Source organism: Acinetobacter sp. YT-02, assembly GCF_002412355.1.
GTDB classification, from domain to species: Bacteria; Pseudomonadota; Gammaproteobacteria; order Pseudomonadales; family Moraxellaceae; genus Acinetobacter; species Acinetobacter towneri.
Window position 1 is genome coordinate 67,053 of sequence record NZ_NOZT01000001.1, and the last position, 15,230, is coordinate 82,282.

At 41.0% G+C, this 15,230-nt stretch carries 14 protein-coding genes; 7 read left to right on the forward strand and 7 right to left on the reverse strand.

Annotated features, from left to right (window positions below; all coding sequences use genetic code 11):
- Positions 1-53 precede the first annotated feature (53 nt).
- From dnaX to CF596_RS00365, 4 genes are all read right to left on the reverse strand, one after another.
- Complete coding sequence (gene dnaX, locus CF596_RS00350; RefSeq protein ID WP_096900881.1) at positions 54-2,309, reverse strand: DNA polymerase III subunit gamma/tau; 2,256 nt, start codon at positions 2,307-2,309, stop codon at positions 54-56.
- Between the two features lie 65 nt (positions 2,310-2,374).
- Positions 2,375-3,661 carry a serine hydrolase domain-containing protein gene (locus CF596_RS00355; protein ID WP_096900882.1) on the reverse strand — a complete coding sequence of 429 codons (1,287 nt, stop codon included), beginning with the start codon at positions 3,659-3,661 and terminating at the stop codon, positions 2,375-2,377.
- A gap of 89 nt (positions 3,662-3,750) precedes the next feature.
- Positions 3,751-4,605, reverse strand: a complete 855-nt coding sequence (locus CF596_RS00360) for a MaoC/PaaZ C-terminal domain-containing protein (protein WP_096900883.1) — start codon at positions 4,603-4,605, stop codon at positions 3,751-3,753.
- 142 nt (positions 4,606-4,747) lie between these two features.
- The gene (locus CF596_RS00365) at positions 4,748-6,139 is read right to left on the reverse strand and encodes a 3-oxoacyl-ACP reductase (protein WP_096900884.1); all 1,392 of its coding nucleotides are present in this window, start codon (positions 6,137-6,139) and stop codon (positions 4,748-4,750) included.
- A 239-nt stretch (positions 6,140-6,378) separates the two neighbouring features.
- Between CF596_RS00365 and CF596_RS00370 the strand changes: the two genes are divergently transcribed.
- Entirely contained in the window at positions 6,379-7,890 is a 1,512-nt protein-coding gene (locus tag CF596_RS00370; RefSeq protein ID WP_096900885.1) for an acetyl-CoA C-acetyltransferase, read from the forward strand.
- Positions 7,891-7,999: 109 nt separating this feature from the next.
- Here the strand turns inward: CF596_RS00370 and aceI are convergent, their stop codons facing one another.
- Positions 8,000-8,431, reverse strand: a complete 432-nt coding sequence (aceI, locus tag CF596_RS00375) for a chlorhexidine efflux PACE transporter AceI (RefSeq protein WP_096900886.1) — start codon at positions 8,429-8,431, stop codon at positions 8,000-8,002.
- Positions 8,432-8,538: 107 nt separating this feature from the next.
- Here aceI and CF596_RS00380 point away from each other — a divergent pair, with 107 nt between their 5' ends.
- The 4 genes from CF596_RS00380 (at position 8,539) to CF596_RS00395 (ending at position 12,523) form a co-directional block, all read left to right on the forward strand.
- Positions 8,539-9,429, forward strand: a complete 891-nt coding sequence (locus CF596_RS00380) for a LysR family transcriptional regulator (protein WP_096900887.1) — start codon at positions 8,539-8,541, stop codon at positions 9,427-9,429.
- Between the two features lie 89 nt (positions 9,430-9,518).
- A complete protein-coding gene (gene tal, locus CF596_RS00385; protein ID WP_096900888.1) occupies positions 9,519-10,505 on the forward strand; it encodes a transaldolase in 987 nt (328 codons plus the stop codon).
- A 96-nt stretch (positions 10,506-10,601) separates the two neighbouring features.
- The gene (gene leuE, locus CF596_RS00390; RefSeq protein ID WP_004973255.1) at positions 10,602-11,264 is read left to right on the forward strand and encodes a leucine efflux protein LeuE; all 663 of its coding nucleotides are present in this window, start codon (positions 10,602-10,604) and stop codon (positions 11,262-11,264) included.
- An 83-nt stretch (positions 11,265-11,347) separates the two neighbouring features.
- Positions 11,348-12,523: a benzoate/H(+) symporter BenE family transporter gene (locus CF596_RS00395; protein ID WP_096900889.1), complete on the forward strand. Its 1,176-nt coding sequence runs from the start codon at positions 11,348-11,350 to the stop codon at positions 12,521-12,523.
- 48 nt (positions 12,524-12,571) lie between these two features.
- On the opposite strand, the gene CF596_RS00400 is transcribed toward CF596_RS00395, so the two are convergent.
- Positions 12,572-13,543 (reverse strand): alpha/beta hydrolase, encoded by a 972-nt coding sequence (locus CF596_RS00400; protein ID WP_096900941.1) that lies wholly within the window; start codon positions 13,541-13,543, stop codon positions 12,572-12,574.
- A 315-nt stretch (positions 13,544-13,858) separates the two neighbouring features.
- Here CF596_RS00400 and CF596_RS00405 point away from each other — a divergent pair, with 315 nt between their 5' ends.
- Complete coding sequence (locus CF596_RS00405; protein ID WP_004973248.1) at positions 13,859-14,308, forward strand: universal stress protein; 450 nt, start codon at positions 13,859-13,861, stop codon at positions 14,306-14,308.
- 50 nt (positions 14,309-14,358) lie between these two features.
- Complete coding sequence (locus CF596_RS00410) at positions 14,359-14,805, forward strand: universal stress protein (protein ID WP_004973247.1); 447 nt, start codon at positions 14,359-14,361, stop codon at positions 14,803-14,805.
- 159 nt (positions 14,806-14,964) lie between these two features.
- Here CF596_RS00410 and CF596_RS00415 read toward each other — a convergent pair whose 3' ends face one another.
- On the reverse strand, positions 14,965-15,192 hold the full coding sequence (locus CF596_RS00415) for a hypothetical protein (protein ID WP_019837226.1): 228 nt from the start codon (positions 15,190-15,192) through the stop codon (positions 14,965-14,967).
- Between the last annotated feature and the right edge of the window lie 38 nt (positions 15,193-15,230).

Here is a 15,230-nt window from a genome sequence, read left to right on the forward strand (position 1 = left end):
TAAGGCTGGTTTGACCCAGCCTTAAAATTCTGCAAACAAAAGCTAACAACAGGTTATTTCAACTGAATGTTATGTAATTCGCCATCAAAGTTTTGCAAAATATCTTTCACAATCGGTTCTTGATGCAATAAATTTTCAGCCCGTTGATAAGCGCGTTGTTTGCGCTGTTGCTGCAAAATGTACGGTGTCGTGTCATCCACATTTTCATATTGCACTTTAAACAGAGTTTTACTCCACTGTTCTTTTAAAGCACTTTCTAAAGCATGTTGCAGTTGAGTCAATAACTGCTGATATTGCTCAGGAATATGAAAAACCGATTCAGCATTAATCTGCCCCGTCATTACGCCATGCTGCGCCAATTCTTGCACGGCAGGTGACAACTCGCTGTGTCTAAACCAATATTCCCACTTGTCTAAAGTCCACTCACCTTCTAAAACTTGCGGCTGTAAACGCAGAATATCCTGCGGCATTAATTGATCATCGGCATTAGATGCTATGGTTTGCTGCGGTTGTGCTGTCGCACTGGCAACATTCGGTTCGACTTCAGTCGCTGCTAAATCAAATAAAGCGGTTTCTGCATTACTTACATTTTGTGTAATTGACGGTGAAGCATTATTCGATTGTAGTGTAGATGAAACTAGCAATGTTTCGGCTGATGCAGCAAGATCACCTAACGGTGCAACGGCATCAAAACTTTCCAGTAAAAAATCATCATGACTTTGCACATCAGATGTAGTGCTTACCGATGAGGCATCTTCATCTAAACCAAACAATTGTGCATCTGCATTTGGATCAAACACGATAGATTCAGATTGCTTATCCTCAGCCTGTATTGCAGTTTCTTCATTCACTGCAGGTTCTGACATAGATTCTGGTGAAATCGCAGCTGTTGAGTGTAGCGCTTGCGGAGTCGGTTGTTGCGCTTGAATCGACTGTTGATCTTGATGTGTTAAAGCTTCAGGCTCATCCTCATCTAAAAAATCATCTGAAGAAGGTTCTGCAACACTGGTTTGTGTCGTGGTGTGATCTGAATAATCGTCATCCTCATAGTCAAATCCATCAAGATCAGGTGTTGCAACCGCATCTAATTCAGTTACATGCTGTTCCGCTTGTGCTGTATTTTGAGTTGCCACAGCTTGTGGAGTTTGCTCCATTTGAGCAACTGGCTGGGAAGCCGCTGTTTGTGCAGTATTTTGTGGCGCAGCAACCAACACTTCATTGGCTTGCAAAGGTCGAAATGCCAGTAAACGCAGTACACACATTTCAAAGCCTTGTTCTTGGGTTACGGCAATTTGTAAATCGGCGCGTCCTTTACAAGCAATTTGATAATACAACTGTAAATCTTGTGCAGAGATCAGACCCGCAAGCTGCTGAATTTTTTGATTAATTTCAGCACTGTATTTTAGGTTTAAATCTGGCAGATATTGCATGATTGCCAATTCATGCAGTGTCGAAATTAACTGATCCAACACCAAAGACACATCTAAAGCTTGCTGTCTAAATTGTAATAACAACTGACTCACACGCTGCTGTTGGTTTTGATGAATCGCTAAAATCAAATCATAGATAATGGTGCGATCAATCAAGCCCAGCATGTCTTTGACATCTTGATGATGAATTTCACCCTGACCATAAGCAATGGCTTGGTCTGTCAAAGACATCGCATCACGCAAAGAACCTTGCGCAGATTCAGCAATCTGCCAAATTGCATCTTGCTCTGCAACAATCTGTTCTTTGGCTAAAATATCCGTTAAATGACTGGTAATTTCATCGACCTGCAATGGACGCAAAGTAAATTGCAAACAGCGCGAAATCACAGTAATAGGGAGTTTTTGTGGGTCTGTGGTCGCAAACAGAAACTTCACATGCTCAGGCGGTTCTTCCAAAGTTTTTAGCAAAGCATTGAAGGAATGCGTAGACAGCATGTGCACTTCGTCAATCAGATAAACCTTAAAACGTCCCTGAGTCGGTGCATAAGGTACGTTATCGAGCAACTCACGTGTGTCTTCAACCTTAGTACGTGACGCCGCATCAATTTCGATTAAATCAATAAAACGACCTTCATTGACCGCAGTACAGGTCGGACACACTTCACATGGGGTAGATGTCACGCCTGTTTCACAGTTCAGGCATTTGGCCAAAATACGCGCAATGGTAGTTTTACCTACACCACGTGTTCCCGTAAAAAGATAAGCATGGTGCAAACGCCCACGTTCCAAAGCACTGGTCAATGCCCGTGATACATGGTTTTGTCCCACCAATTCATTAAAATTACGAGGACGATATTTACGCGCAAGTACCTGATACATGAATGCTCCTTTTTACAGGTCTAAGCATACTGTTTTTTTGGCAAAGAGTGAACGTACAATCACGCCTAAAACCAGCCTTTACGCCCTTGCAATTGCCGATCTGCACAGCGAATGGCTTCCTGACTCAGTCCCCAAAGTCGATAATCACCAATTAAAGAACCTGCAGCAAAATTATGGGTATAGGCAAAACTGAGTTGACGGTCAGGATCACACCACGCGCCTGAACCATTAAAACCCATGTGTCCAAAACCGTGAGAGCGCTTACCCAAACTTAATACACGGTGATAGCCTAATCGCCAATGCATCGGGATAGGCATAACTCGATCACGCTGCACATATTGCACTTGGCTTAATTGCTGAAAAACTTCAGGCTGAACCAATTGCTGACCCTGCCATGATCCACCCTGCGCCAACATGGCATAAATACGTGCCAAACTTTGGGCAGTAAATACACCATTGGCAGCAGGAATCACAGCTTGCAAACCAGTATCACTAAAAAAACTAAAATTTTTCATGCCTTTGGGAATCATGCCATCCTGAAAGTCTTGCGGATTTTGCCCACTCCATGCAATGACTTTATCGAATATTGATACAGGACGTTTGCTCGATTTAGCTTGGTTTTGAACTTTAGCTGTCTGTTTATTTGTGGGTGATGAATCTGTTTGCACTGATGTCACAGCAGTTTTAAATGGTCGTGCGACACGCGAAAGCTCAGATGCAGGCACACCAAAATAAGCCCCATCCAAAGCCAAAGGTTCAACCAAGTATTGCTGCATCAGTTCAGCCAATGTTTGACCTGTAGCTTTTTCTAAAATCCCACCGACCAGCCAGCCAAAAGTTAAAGGTTGATACGCTGCCTCACTTGCTACATCAAAACGTGGCTTGGCTTGAGCCAACACATCCAGCATGTGCGACCAATCTGCCATTTCAGTCGCATCGGCAATGATATTACGGATGTCATATAAACCACTTTGATGACTCAGCACATGCCTTAAGGTCATCAATGCTTTGCCATTTTGGGCGAATTCAGGCCAGTATATATAAATGGGAGTATCGTAATCGACCAGTCCTTGACTGACCAAAATATGTGCCAGTGTCGCTAATACACCTTTGCCTGTGGAATAACATACCGATAACGTATCGGCTTGCCAGTCTTCATCTGGCGACTTTTTACCTGTGTAAATATCGACGACTTTCTGACCTTGAAAGTACACCGCTAAAGCAGCTCCGCCCTGTTGGCTACGTGCATTTTGCAAACGGCTAAATTGCATCGCTAAATCATGAAACTCAGGCGCAACCCATCCACGATAATTTTCATTTTCAGCAAAAATATAATCCTTTAAATGTTGCATCGTCCTGTTTATCTCGTTTTTCTTGTTAATAAAAGTTTAGCGCAAATAAAAAGCCCAAATTTAAATAATCTGGGCTTTCGATCACTGAATTAAAGCGCGGTGACAACACCTGTCACATGCGGTTTTTGGTTTTTACTGTTACGAATTAAAAAATCTGTATTTTTAGCGTCCGTTGCAGTTAAAAACTCAACTTTAGATGGCAAATACATAGGTAACTTAAACCACACATCGACTTCATAAGCATCTGGCAAAGTTAAACTAGATAAGGCTTTGGCTTTGCTCCACATGCCGTGCGCAATCGCTTGTTTAAAGCCAAATGCTTTTGCAGTAATCGCGTGGATATGAATTAAGTTAAAATCGCCAGACGTTAAAGCATAACGGCGACCTGTATTTTCAGAAATATCCCATTCAGCTTGAACGGCATAGTTTAGCGCTTTGCTTTCTGCAGGCTTTGCAGCAGCTTTAGTGGTGGTTTTTTGACGTGCTAAATACGTGGTAAAACCTTCCATCACCACCTCATTGCCTACTTTAACGGTGGTAATAAAATCAAACTGTACGCCTTTATCATGTGGTTGCAATTCACCAAATTTACACGACAAGGTCAGTTGTTCATTCAATCCAACTTTACGGCTTTGTTTGACTTGGTTGCGAATATGCACCAAGCCCAAAATTGCAAATGGAAATGCTTCTTGGGTCATCATGTGCATTTGCAGACTTTGTGACAATACAGCCAAATAAATTGCAGGAATATAGCCGTTATTTTTAAAACCTGTCACTGCATTATAGGCTTTTAAGTGCTTTTGATCAACCTTGAATGAATCCACCACATATTCAACTTGCGGCAGAACTTTTTCACCTTTTGGCTTTTTAAAAATTAAGCCCTGAATCACTTTTGGATAGGCTAAATAGGGTTTTGGAAGTTGACTAAAATGGCGAGTATTCATACTGAACCTTTGAGAAGTTTTTCTAATTTATTTAATGGAGTTCTTTCTCCCGCTGGGAGAAAGCTAGAGAGAAGGGTTAATAATCTATCCCCTTATCTCCCTCTCCTAAATCCTCTCCCCAAGGGAGAGAACTTTGAAGGTGTTAAGCCCCTAACAAGCTTTGACCACAAACACGTACCACGTTACCATTAATACCTGTCGATGCCGATGAAGCAAAGTAAGCAATGGTTTCTGCAACGTCTACAGGTAAACCACCCTGACTCATAGAGTTCATACGACGACCTGCTTCACGAATGGCAAAAGGAATTGCAGCAGTCATTTGCGTTTCAATAAAGCCCGGTGCAACCGCATTAATGGTGATGCCGTTGTTTAAAACAGGTGCGGTAAATTTCACGACACCAATCACGCCAGCTTTAGATGCTGCATAGTTGGTTTGACCCAAGTTGCCTGCAATACCTGAAATTGAAGATACGCAAACGATACGACCATTGGCATTTAAACCATCATTTGCCAATAAGTAATCGTTCACACGCTCAATTGCAGACAAGTTGATGTTAATGACTAAATCCCAAAGCTCTGGTTTCATATTTGCCAAAGTTTTGTCACGGGTAATCCCCGCATTATGCACAATAATATCCAAACCACCTTGTGCAGCGGCAGCTGTTTTAATTTGCTCGCCTGCATCTGCAGCAGTAATGTCAATTGCTAGCGTTGAACCACCAATTTCAGCAGCAACACGGTCTAAATCTGCTTGTTGTTGTGGAACGTCTAGGCAAATAACGTGTGCACCATCACGTGCCAACACATGCGCAATCGCTTCACCAATACCACGGCTTGCACCTGTCACTACAGCAGTTTTACCTGCCAATGGTTTTGCCCAATCTACATCTACAGTTGCAGCACTCGACACACGAATCACCTGACCTGACACATAAGCAGAACGTGGTGAAATTGCAAAACGTAACGTAGATTCTAAGTTTGCTGCAGCACCTTGATCGACATAAATTAAGTTAGCCGCAATGCCTTTTTTAAATTCTTTGCCTACCGATTTTACAAAACCTTCCAAAGCGCGTTGTGCAATGGCTTTTTTCACACTGCCTGCAGTTTCTGGTGTAGTACCAATCACCACCACGCGACCAGAAGCCTGAATTTGGCGTGAGATTGGGTTAAAGAACTCATAAAGCGCTTTTAATTGTTCAGAGTTTTCAATACCTGAAGCATCAAACACCACCACTTTAAATTTAGATTCTTTATCGCCTGGATTGAATGCACCTAAATTTAAGCCCACTTTTGCCGCAGCTTGTTGCAATTCTGCATTGTTACCTGCATAACTGTTGGCATGTACATTGGCTAAAACTTGTGCAATTGATGCAGACAAATCACTTGCAGGGGCTGCACCTAAAAGTACTGCACCTTTTACCACTGGTGTTGCAGACTCAAAACGATCTAAAAAAGTTGGGGATGGTAAACCCAAATTTTTAATGACAAATTTACCAATAGGAGATTTTGCAAATGTTTGATATTGATCAGTCATGATTATTATCTCTCATAAATTCATTTTTTGATGGATTACACGATATCTTTTAACATCAATATGATGCCAAATGCCCACATTTCAATAGCGTTACCCGTTTGTGCTAAATCATACTTGAGTTAATTATGAGATGTCTTGACCTGAATGCATTCTGCAATGTCATTGTAGTCAATTCAGCTGTCATACTATTGTGCTAATGTACGCATCAAGTAGACCCTTAACATGCTTGGAAAAGCCTTATGAGCAAAACAACTCAAGAAAATCCAGCAGTGGAAAATTCTGCAACGGATTCTGTGTCAAATACATCAACTGCTAAACGTACAAGCAAAAGTAGCAACACTGCAACCCGTTCCAACACGAGTACGACAAAAACTACACGTACCCGCACGACTAGCCGTGCTAAAACAACTGCTTCAACGCAAACAAAAGCACCATCTAATACCAATACCTCTGTTCAACAGGATAAAATTATGAGCCAAAACACTGTTCGCCGCGTTGCTATTATCGGTGGTAACCGTATTCCATTCGCACGTTCTAATGGCGCTTACTTTACTGCATCTAATACAGATATGTTTACAGCAGCATTAAATGGTCTTGTTGAACGATTCAACTTACAAGGTCAGCGTTTGGGTGAAGTTGTTGCAGGTGCAGTGCTCAAACACAGCCGTGACTTTAACATGACTCGTGAGTGCGTACTCAATACTGCCCTTGCTCCTGAAACACCTGCTTACGATATACAACAAGCATGTGGTACTGGCTTGCAGGCTGCTTTTTTAGTTGCGAATAAAATTGCACTGGGTCAAATCGAGGTTGGTGTTGCAGGCGGTGTAGATACGACTTCTGACGCGCCAATCGCATTTGGCGATGGTTTGCGTAAAGCATTGCTTGAATTGAACATTGCAAAAACAGGTAAAGACCGCTTAAAAGCATTAACCAAAATCAACATTAAAGATTTAATGGATGCGCCACGTAACGGTGAACCACGCACAGGTTTATCAATGGGCGACCACCAAGCCATTACTACGTTGGAATGGGGCATCTCTCGTGAAGCGCAGGATGAGTTAGCAGCTTCATCTCACCAAAAAATGGCAGCTGCCTATGACGAAGGTTTCTTTGATGATCTCATCACGCCATTTTTAGGTTTAGAACGTGACAATAACTTACGTGCAGATTCTACTGTAGAAAAACTAGCGAAGTTAAAACCTGCTTTTGGTAAAGGCGACGCGCGCACTATGACGGCGGGTAACTCGACTCCACTAACCGATGGTGCATCTTGCGTATTACTTGCCTCTGAAGAATGGGCAAAAGCCAATGGTCATGAAGTCTTGGCATATTTGACTTTCCAAGAAACTGCCGCAGTTGATTTTGTAGGTAAAAAAGAAGGTTTGTTGATGGCGCCTGCATACGCTGTCCCACGTATGCTTGAACGTGCTGGTTTAACATTACAAGACTTCGACTATTACGAAATTCACGAAGCATTTGCTTCACAAGTCTTGTCGACCTTAAAAGCATGGGAAGATCCGAACTTCTGTAAAGAGCGTTTAGGTTTAGATGCACCTTTAGGATCAATTGATCGTAGCAAGCTGAACGTCAAAGGTTCATCTTTGGCAGCAGGTCACCCATTTGCAGCAACAGGCGGACGTATTCTTGCCACTGCGGCGAAACTTCTGAATCAAAAAGGTTCAGGTCGCGTATTGGTGTCAATCTGTGCAGCAGGCGGTCAAGGTGTAACAGCCATTATTGAAAAATAATTCTGCCTAGTTCCAATTTAGATAGCAATAAAAGCCACTTGATTCGCTCAGGTGGCTTTTTTATAGCGCTTAATTTATAGCAGCTCACTTTTAATTAGCCACTAGCGTTTTATCTGACTGAATGTTGCTGAGCATAACCCAATTTCGCTTCGATATGGTCATAACAATATTGAAAAATAAAGGTATAGAGCAAAATACTGAGCGTCATCAATAAATCAATCAAAATTGCCTGCAGCATGGATATTTCTAGTGCATACGCCACCATGGGAATAGTGGCGAGCATTAAGCCACCTTCAAAACCAATTGCGTGTAAAACGCGTATTTTAAAAGTTCTGTGTAGCTGGTGTTGCGCTTCAAACTTTTCAAAATAGTGATTGAAAAACATATTCCACAGCACCGATGTCACCGCCATCGCAATGCCTAGACCACCTGTCACTTGCATTGGCATTTCAAACACATAACTTAATGCCAAAGCAATGATGACCAATAAAATCACTTCATAACTCAGGGCATGTACCCATCTTCTTTTGGAAATCAACATCTGCTTACTCAAATACTTATCCTTCCCCGCTTATTTTATTTTCATTTAATTGACCAATCGAGTTAGAATCCATCAATAATATTGAAAAGTAAAACGAATGCTCAGCCATGAATATCAATCAAGATCAGCTGATTATTTTTATCACCGTCATGGAAACGGGTTCTTTTTCTGCAGCTGCACGCCAATTGGGCAAGGTGCCTTCGGCAATTAGTATGTCCATTGCTAATTTAGAAATTGATTTAGACCTAAAACTGTTTGAACGGATTGGGCGTGAACCTTTGCCTACCCCACAAGCGCAGAGTCTTTACGAAAAAAGCAAACAACTGCTCATAGAAATGAAGCAATGGAAACAACATGCTTTTGCGCTCAGTTCTGGGCTGGAACCCCACTTAAATATTGTGGTGGTGTCTGAATTACTACACACTCGCTGGACAGATTATATTGTGTTACTAGAACAGCAATTTCCTGAATTGCAGATCAATATTTTCTCTGCGCCACAAGAAGATGCACTGCATTTACTCATGACTCAAGCAGCGGACTTGGCCTTTATGTTTGAACGCGAACAATTACAAAGCAGTGAACAATTTGTGGAATTAAAACGTGAAATTTTAGTGCCTGTCGCTGCCCGACATTCACCGCTGGCTGAATCTGATCAAGTCAGTTTTGAACAGATTTTACAAAATCGGCAAATTGTAGTGGCGAGCCGTGATCGGCAGATTAAACCCGAGTTGTTATTTTCTAAGCACTATTGGCGTACCGATAATCATCATTCTGCCTGCAGTATGATTAAGCAGGGTTTAGGCTGGGGTGTCTTGCCCTTGGAAATGCTGAATGAACATCCTGAACTACAACACGAATTAAAAATTTTACAGCTGCTAGATTTCACCCCAAAATTTGAATATTTTGTCGATTTGGTCTGGAGCCGAGAACATCAATTGGGCGCTGCTGCTCATTTTTTGATTAATCACGTCCGAAATCTGAGAAAAACTGGTAAATAATCCACAAACCCTCTTACTTGGTACTTGGGTTAAAAGCTGTTTGTGATATAACTGAATGTATAAGCAATAACCTAAGAACTAGATCTCGAATGACACAGACAGCCTTAAATCAACTAAAAAACTTAACCACCATTGTTGCAGATAGTAGTGACTTGGCTGCGATTGAAAAGTTTCGTCCTTTGGATGCGACCACCAACCCATCACTCATTACGGCGGCTGCAAATCAACCTGAAAATAAAGCGTTGATTGAAGCTGCATTTGAGCAAGCCAAAGCTGAAGGTTATACAAATGATCTATTGGTTGAGCGCAGCATTGATATTTTAACGGTCAAATTTGGTGTAGAAATTTTAAAGCTGATTGAAGGTCGTGTTTCGACTGAGGTGGATGCTTCTTTGTCTTATGACACTGATGCGACCATTGCCAAAGCCAAAGAACTTTTAGCACTGTACCAAGCTTATGGTGTTCATTCAGACCGCATTTTGATTAAGATTGCATCGACATGGGAAGGCATTCAAGCGGCGAAAGTGTTGGAAGCCGAAGGCATTCACACCAATTTAACCTTATTGTTTGGTTTACATCAGGCACATGCTTGTGCAGATGCCAAAGTGACGTTGATTTCACCATTTGTGGGTCGTATTTTAGATTGGTATAAAAAAGCTGAAAATGTCATGTACTACCCTATAGAGAAAGATCCGGGTGTACTTTCGGTGAAGAAGATTTATCAATTCTATAAACAGCACCAAGTACAAACTGAAATTATGGGCGCGAGTTTCCGTAGTATTGATCAGGTTTTGGCTTTAGCTGGTTGTGATTTATTGACCGTTGCACCAAATTTATTGGCAGAACTAGAAGCTGATGAACGAGAAGTCGCTGCAGCGTTATCAAGCAATGCCATTCAAGTTCAAGCTGAACCACTGGCAGCAATTGAAAAGGAACAATTCAAAGCGCAACTTGAGGCAGATTTGATGGCGTTCCAATTGTTACAAGGCGGCATTGATGGCTTTATTAAAGCGCGTGATCAACTTGCCACCCTATTACGCCAGTCTTTCGGCTTAGATGCAGAGATTAAAGCTTAAGCTTTAACCTATCCCAGTAAAATTCCAAAATTTTTACTAAGCCACAAAACCGATGTTGTTATACTGCAACATCGGTTTTTATTTAGGTGAGTTTGCGTGTTTGGTATTAGTGACCTCAGCACTTTTATAATTGGCACAACCTTAATTGTGCTCTTGCCTGGCCCAAACTCACTCTATGTCATGTCAGTGGCTTCACGCTTTGGGATACGCACAGGCTATGCAGCTGCTTTCGGTGTATTTACGGGTGATCTGATTTTAATTGTGTGCACCATTTTAGGGGCAGCCTCATTATTGCATGCTTTTCCATGGCTATTCACCTTATTAAAAGTAGTTGGTGCGCTCTACTTAGGCTATTTAGGTATTAAACTACTGATTGCAGCCTATAAAACATGGTTTCCACAAACCAGAACTTCGCACGCCAATCTTTCTACAACAGCAACGAGCAATACAACTGAACGGGTTCATCCCTACCGAACTGCTTTAATGATTAGCGTTATTAACCCAAAAGCAATTTTGTTTTATTTGTCTTTTTTTGTGCAATTCGTCAATCCTGATTACACCTACCCGATGCTGAGCTTTGCTGTTTTAGCCATCGTCCTACAAATCATTAGCATGGGTTATTTATCTATCTTGATTTTTTCAGGAGTCAAATTAGCCAGTTATTTCAATCAACGCTATAAAATTGCAGCCATTTGCGTTGCAAGCATTGGTATTTTGTTCTGCGGTTTTGGCTTTAGACTGGCAAGCTCAACGCTATAAAAAAAGTATAAAAAACACTTTTGACTATTTGTTCAAATGTGTATGATCTGTTCATAAATTATAGAAAATATGTCTAAGAAAGCATGCAAAAACTTTTAAATGACTTCTCTGTGCCTGCAGTATTTGCAGGTTTTATTACCTTCTTGGTCGGTATTAGTGTTTCCGCGGTTTTAGTCATTCAGGCAGCACAAATTTTAGGCGCAAGTGCTGAGCAAATCAGCTCTTGGTTTTGCGCGTTGGGTTTAGGTATTGGTCTAAGCGGGCTGATTTTATCTTGGAAATTTAAATATCCTGTGGCGACCTCATGGTCTACCGCAGGCTTGGCACTGATTATCGCCACGGGCAGCGGTTATAGCTTACACGAAGCAATTGGCGCATTTTTATTTTGTGGCGTACTCACAGCAGTGCTTGGCTTTTTAGGTATTTTTGAAAAGGTACTGACTTATATTCCACAGAGTTTAACCAGCGCCATGTTGGCAGGTGTGCTGCTTAAATTTGGAATTGCCCTATTTACCAGTCTGCAAGAAGCATGGGCATTTATTTTGTCTTTATTGGCGGCTTATGTATTGGCAAAACGATTTAGCCCACGTTATAGCATTGTTTTAACTGTATTGATTGGTGTCGCGTTATGCCCAATCTTCTTACAATTTCAAATGCCGAGTGTGCAATGGAGTATTGCACAACCAGTTTGGATGCAACCTGAATTAAGTTGGTCTGCTATTTTAGGTTTAGCCCTGCCTTTGTTTGTCATTAATATGGCGTCGCAATATTTGCCCGGTCTTGCCATGATCAAAAGCTATGGCTTTAACCCGAATGTACGTCACTTAATTGGTTGGACAGGCACAGCACAAGCGATTTTCGCGCCATTTGGATGTTTTAGTGTCAATATCGCATCCATCAGTGCTGCTATTAGCTTAGATGATCAATCGCATCCCGATGCCAGTAAACGCTATATTGCGGGAATTAGCTGCGGTTTGTTTTATATCTTGATGGGGATCTTTGCTGCAACGCTCACCAGTTTGTTGATGTCATTCCCAGCTGTTTTTATTACTGCTTTGGCAGGAATTGCACTGCTTGGCACTATTGGACACAACATCGCCCTCGCCTTTCAGCACGTTGCAGAGCGTGAAGCCGCTTTATTGACCTTTTTATTTAGTGCTTCTGGGGTGCAGTTTTTTGGTATTGGTTCTGCATTTTGGGGACTGATTTTTGGTTGTGTGGTTTTGGCAGTTTTAAAGTTTAAACAAAGCAAAAGCTAAATAACTTAAGCAGTTAAAAAACACTTTTTTCTGAAGCATCGTATTGATTTATTGTATGCGCGATACATTAGGGTCTGCTGTGCTTCGGATAAATTCTACTGTTTTAGCAAAAGTTTGCTGGCTTTCTTTTTGGTGCATAAAAAATTGATATTCGTGAATTAACCATGCTTTTGTATCTGGATAAAATGCTGTCGTCACAGGAATTTGCTGTTGCTGTAATGCATGCAGCATCGGCATAGATTGAGTTTCTGTTAAAAAGTCTTTGTTACCACCACTGATAAATACCGCAGGATAGTTTGCCGTTAAATGTTGAATAGGCGAAATATTCTTCAGAAATTCTCTGTCCTGTTTCCGATCTCCCGTGTAAGCCTGCACCAAATTATAAACACCCCACTCTACGATATTCATTTCATCTGGCGCAGTTTCAACAAACGCTTTTAGATCATAAATCCCGCAGTGCAAAATCAGCCCTTTAAGTTGTTTGCGCTGAATAGTCGGCTGTAAATTAGACTGCTGTGCAAATGCTAGATTACTCAATAATGCGGCATAATGGCTGGCTAAATTCGCCCCTGCAGAATCGCCTGCTAAATATAATTGTTGTGGATTAAGCTGATATTTTTCTGCATGTTGCGTGATGTAATTTAAAGCCTGATCAATTTGTTGCAACTGAGTAGGATAAGTTGCATGCGGGGCAAATTGATATTGTACGGCAATTACATTAAAGCCCTGCGCGGCTAATAATTTAAAATAGCCACGTGCGTGGGCTTTTGAACCTGCAATCCAGCCACCACCATGAATCCAGACAATTGTCGGGGGTGCAGCTAAATCTTGCAATTGACTGTCTTGATACAAGTCAAAACTCAAATTGGGCTGCGTGGCATACACAATATCATGTTGCACTTGTATGTTTTTGGGTGCATAGCGATCGATGATTTTTTGCTGCAAGCCTGTGGTGAGATTAAATGCACTAGCAATGATTCGACTGTTCTGCTGCGTGGTTTGACAAGCACTTAACAACATAAAACACAGCAACATCTAAATTATTTTCAAACCACATTTCCCTCAAGATTCATACGCCCAATTCAAACCCAAGTAATTTAAAATTAAATTATGAAGGTCTATTTATTTTTGCAAATTTAGCATCTTATTTTATCGTATAGCTTTGCCGTTGAGTTGAGTAAATTCATCATCTTCAGCTTATCTTTTCTTTCAGCAAATTTGGCGGGTAATTAAATGAATTATCAATCTTTTTTCAGATTTTAAATTGAACCTATATAGACTATATGCTATCAATAAAGTGTAAGGCGAATAATCATAATTTCTGGAGTTACCCGCATGTCGTACCAAAATATTTTAGTCCCTGTAGATGGTTCACAAATTTCTTTTTCAGCGGTCAAACATGCAGCTGAAATTGCCAAAGTATTTAACAGTAAACTCACCTTAATTAGCCTTGTTGCGGAAGACCCATTTACTGATTCTGACTTTTACTATAATTATTCATCTGCCATTATGAAAGAATACTTTGTGCAAGCGACAGCCAATGCACAAAAGGCATTAAAAGAAGCAGATGAAATTGCGAAAGCAGTGGGTGTAAATGCAGAAACTCGCGTGGTTGAGGGTTTGGTATCTGCTGAAGGTGTAATCAAAACTGCGAAAGACTTAAATGCCGATGTGATTGTGATGGGTTCACATGGTCGTAAAGGTTTCCAAAAATTATTATTGGGTAGCTTTGCCACAGACGTATTACGTCATACAGAATTACCTGTGCTTGTAGTTAAAGCTTAATCACTATTTTAAGCCATATTTTCATCATAAATTTTTAATAAGGATTTGCCATGACAACTTATAAACACTTACTTGTTCCAGTAGATGAGTCACCTATGTCTTATGCTGCAGCCGAACAAGCACTTTCATTGGCAAAAGATCTAAATTGCCCTGTTACTATTATGAGTGTAATTGCAGTTGATCCTTTTGTAGGCGTGGACTTCTACAAAGTTGCACCAGCAATTACCGATTATTTCATGCAGGCTGAACAAAATGCACAAAATCGTTTGGCTGAAATTCAGCAATCCTTTAGCCGTGAAGGTATTTCGGTAGATACCAAAATTATCCGCGGTGTTGCAGCCTCTGAAGGGATTGTACAAATTGCCAATGAAATTGGTGCTGACCTGATTATTATGGGTTCGCATGGCCGTACTGGAGTGAAAAAGATGATGCTCGGTAGCGTTGCCCAAAACGTACTGACTCAGTCTCCTGTTCCTGTTTTGATTGTTAAGGTTTAATTCATTACCAACTGTGCTCTGCCACAGTAAAAGATAAAATAAAAAAATCCCGTTCGCCAATGAACGGGATTTTTCTGGATAAAACTTTTAAAAGCTTTTCTAAATTACATATTATGCAATCCAGTTTAGCTAGGTTGAATATTCATTTCAGACCAAAACTTAATTAACCCGATGCGGTAAACGGAACATTTCATGCGTATCGGTATAAAAACTGCGACCATCTAAATTCAGTTCAATTTCCTGACCACATTCCAACAACACATGTTTTCCGACTTCGACCCATTTAAAACCATCACGGGTATTTTGCTTTTTCTTTGATGCCACCAAAGACACCATAATTTCGCGACCATTCACTGCTTTCGCAAGCATTGTTTGCATTTTTTTCAATATTTACACCAATTCATTTATAACTTACAAATCAAGCT

Excerpts from the sequence above, each read along its gene's own strand:
- CF596_RS00360 (WP_096900883.1), bottom strand. The coding sequence starts at position 4,605 with ATGAATACTCGCCATTTTAGTCAACTTCCAAAACCCTATTTAGCCTAT.
- tal (WP_096900888.1), top strand. The coding sequence starts at position 9,519 with ATGACACAGACAGCCTTAAATCAACTAAAAAACTTAACCACCATTGTT.
- CF596_RS00405 (WP_004973248.1), top strand. The coding sequence starts at position 13,859 with ATGTCGTACCAAAATATTTTAGTCCCTGTAGATGGTTCACAAATTTCT.
- CF596_RS00365 (WP_096900884.1), bottom strand. The coding sequence starts at position 6,139 with ATGACTGATCAATATCAAACATTTGCAAAATCTCCTATTGGTAAATTT.
- aceI (WP_096900886.1), bottom strand. The coding sequence starts at position 8,431 with ATGTTGATTTCCAAAAGAAGATGGGTACATGCCCTGAGTTATGAAGTG.
- dnaX (WP_096900881.1), bottom strand. The coding sequence starts at position 2,309 with ATGTATCAGGTACTTGCGCGTAAATATCGTCCTCGTAATTTTAATGAA.
- CF596_RS00370 (WP_096900885.1), top strand. The coding sequence starts at position 6,379 with ATGAGCAAAACAACTCAAGAAAATCCAGCAGTGGAAAATTCTGCAACG.
- CF596_RS00410 (WP_004973247.1), top strand. The coding sequence starts at position 14,359 with ATGACAACTTATAAACACTTACTTGTTCCAGTAGATGAGTCACCTATG.
- CF596_RS00395 (WP_096900889.1), top strand. The coding sequence starts at position 11,348 with ATGCAAAAACTTTTAAATGACTTCTCTGTGCCTGCAGTATTTGCAGGT.
- CF596_RS00400 (WP_096900941.1), bottom strand. The coding sequence starts at position 13,543 with ATGTTGTTAAGTGCTTGTCAAACCACGCAGCAGAACAGTCGAATCATT.
- CF596_RS00355 (WP_096900882.1), bottom strand. The coding sequence starts at position 3,661 with ATGCAACATTTAAAGGATTATATTTTTGCTGAAAATGAAAATTATCGT.
- CF596_RS00380 (WP_096900887.1), top strand. The coding sequence starts at position 8,539 with ATGAATATCAATCAAGATCAGCTGATTATTTTTATCACCGTCATGGAA.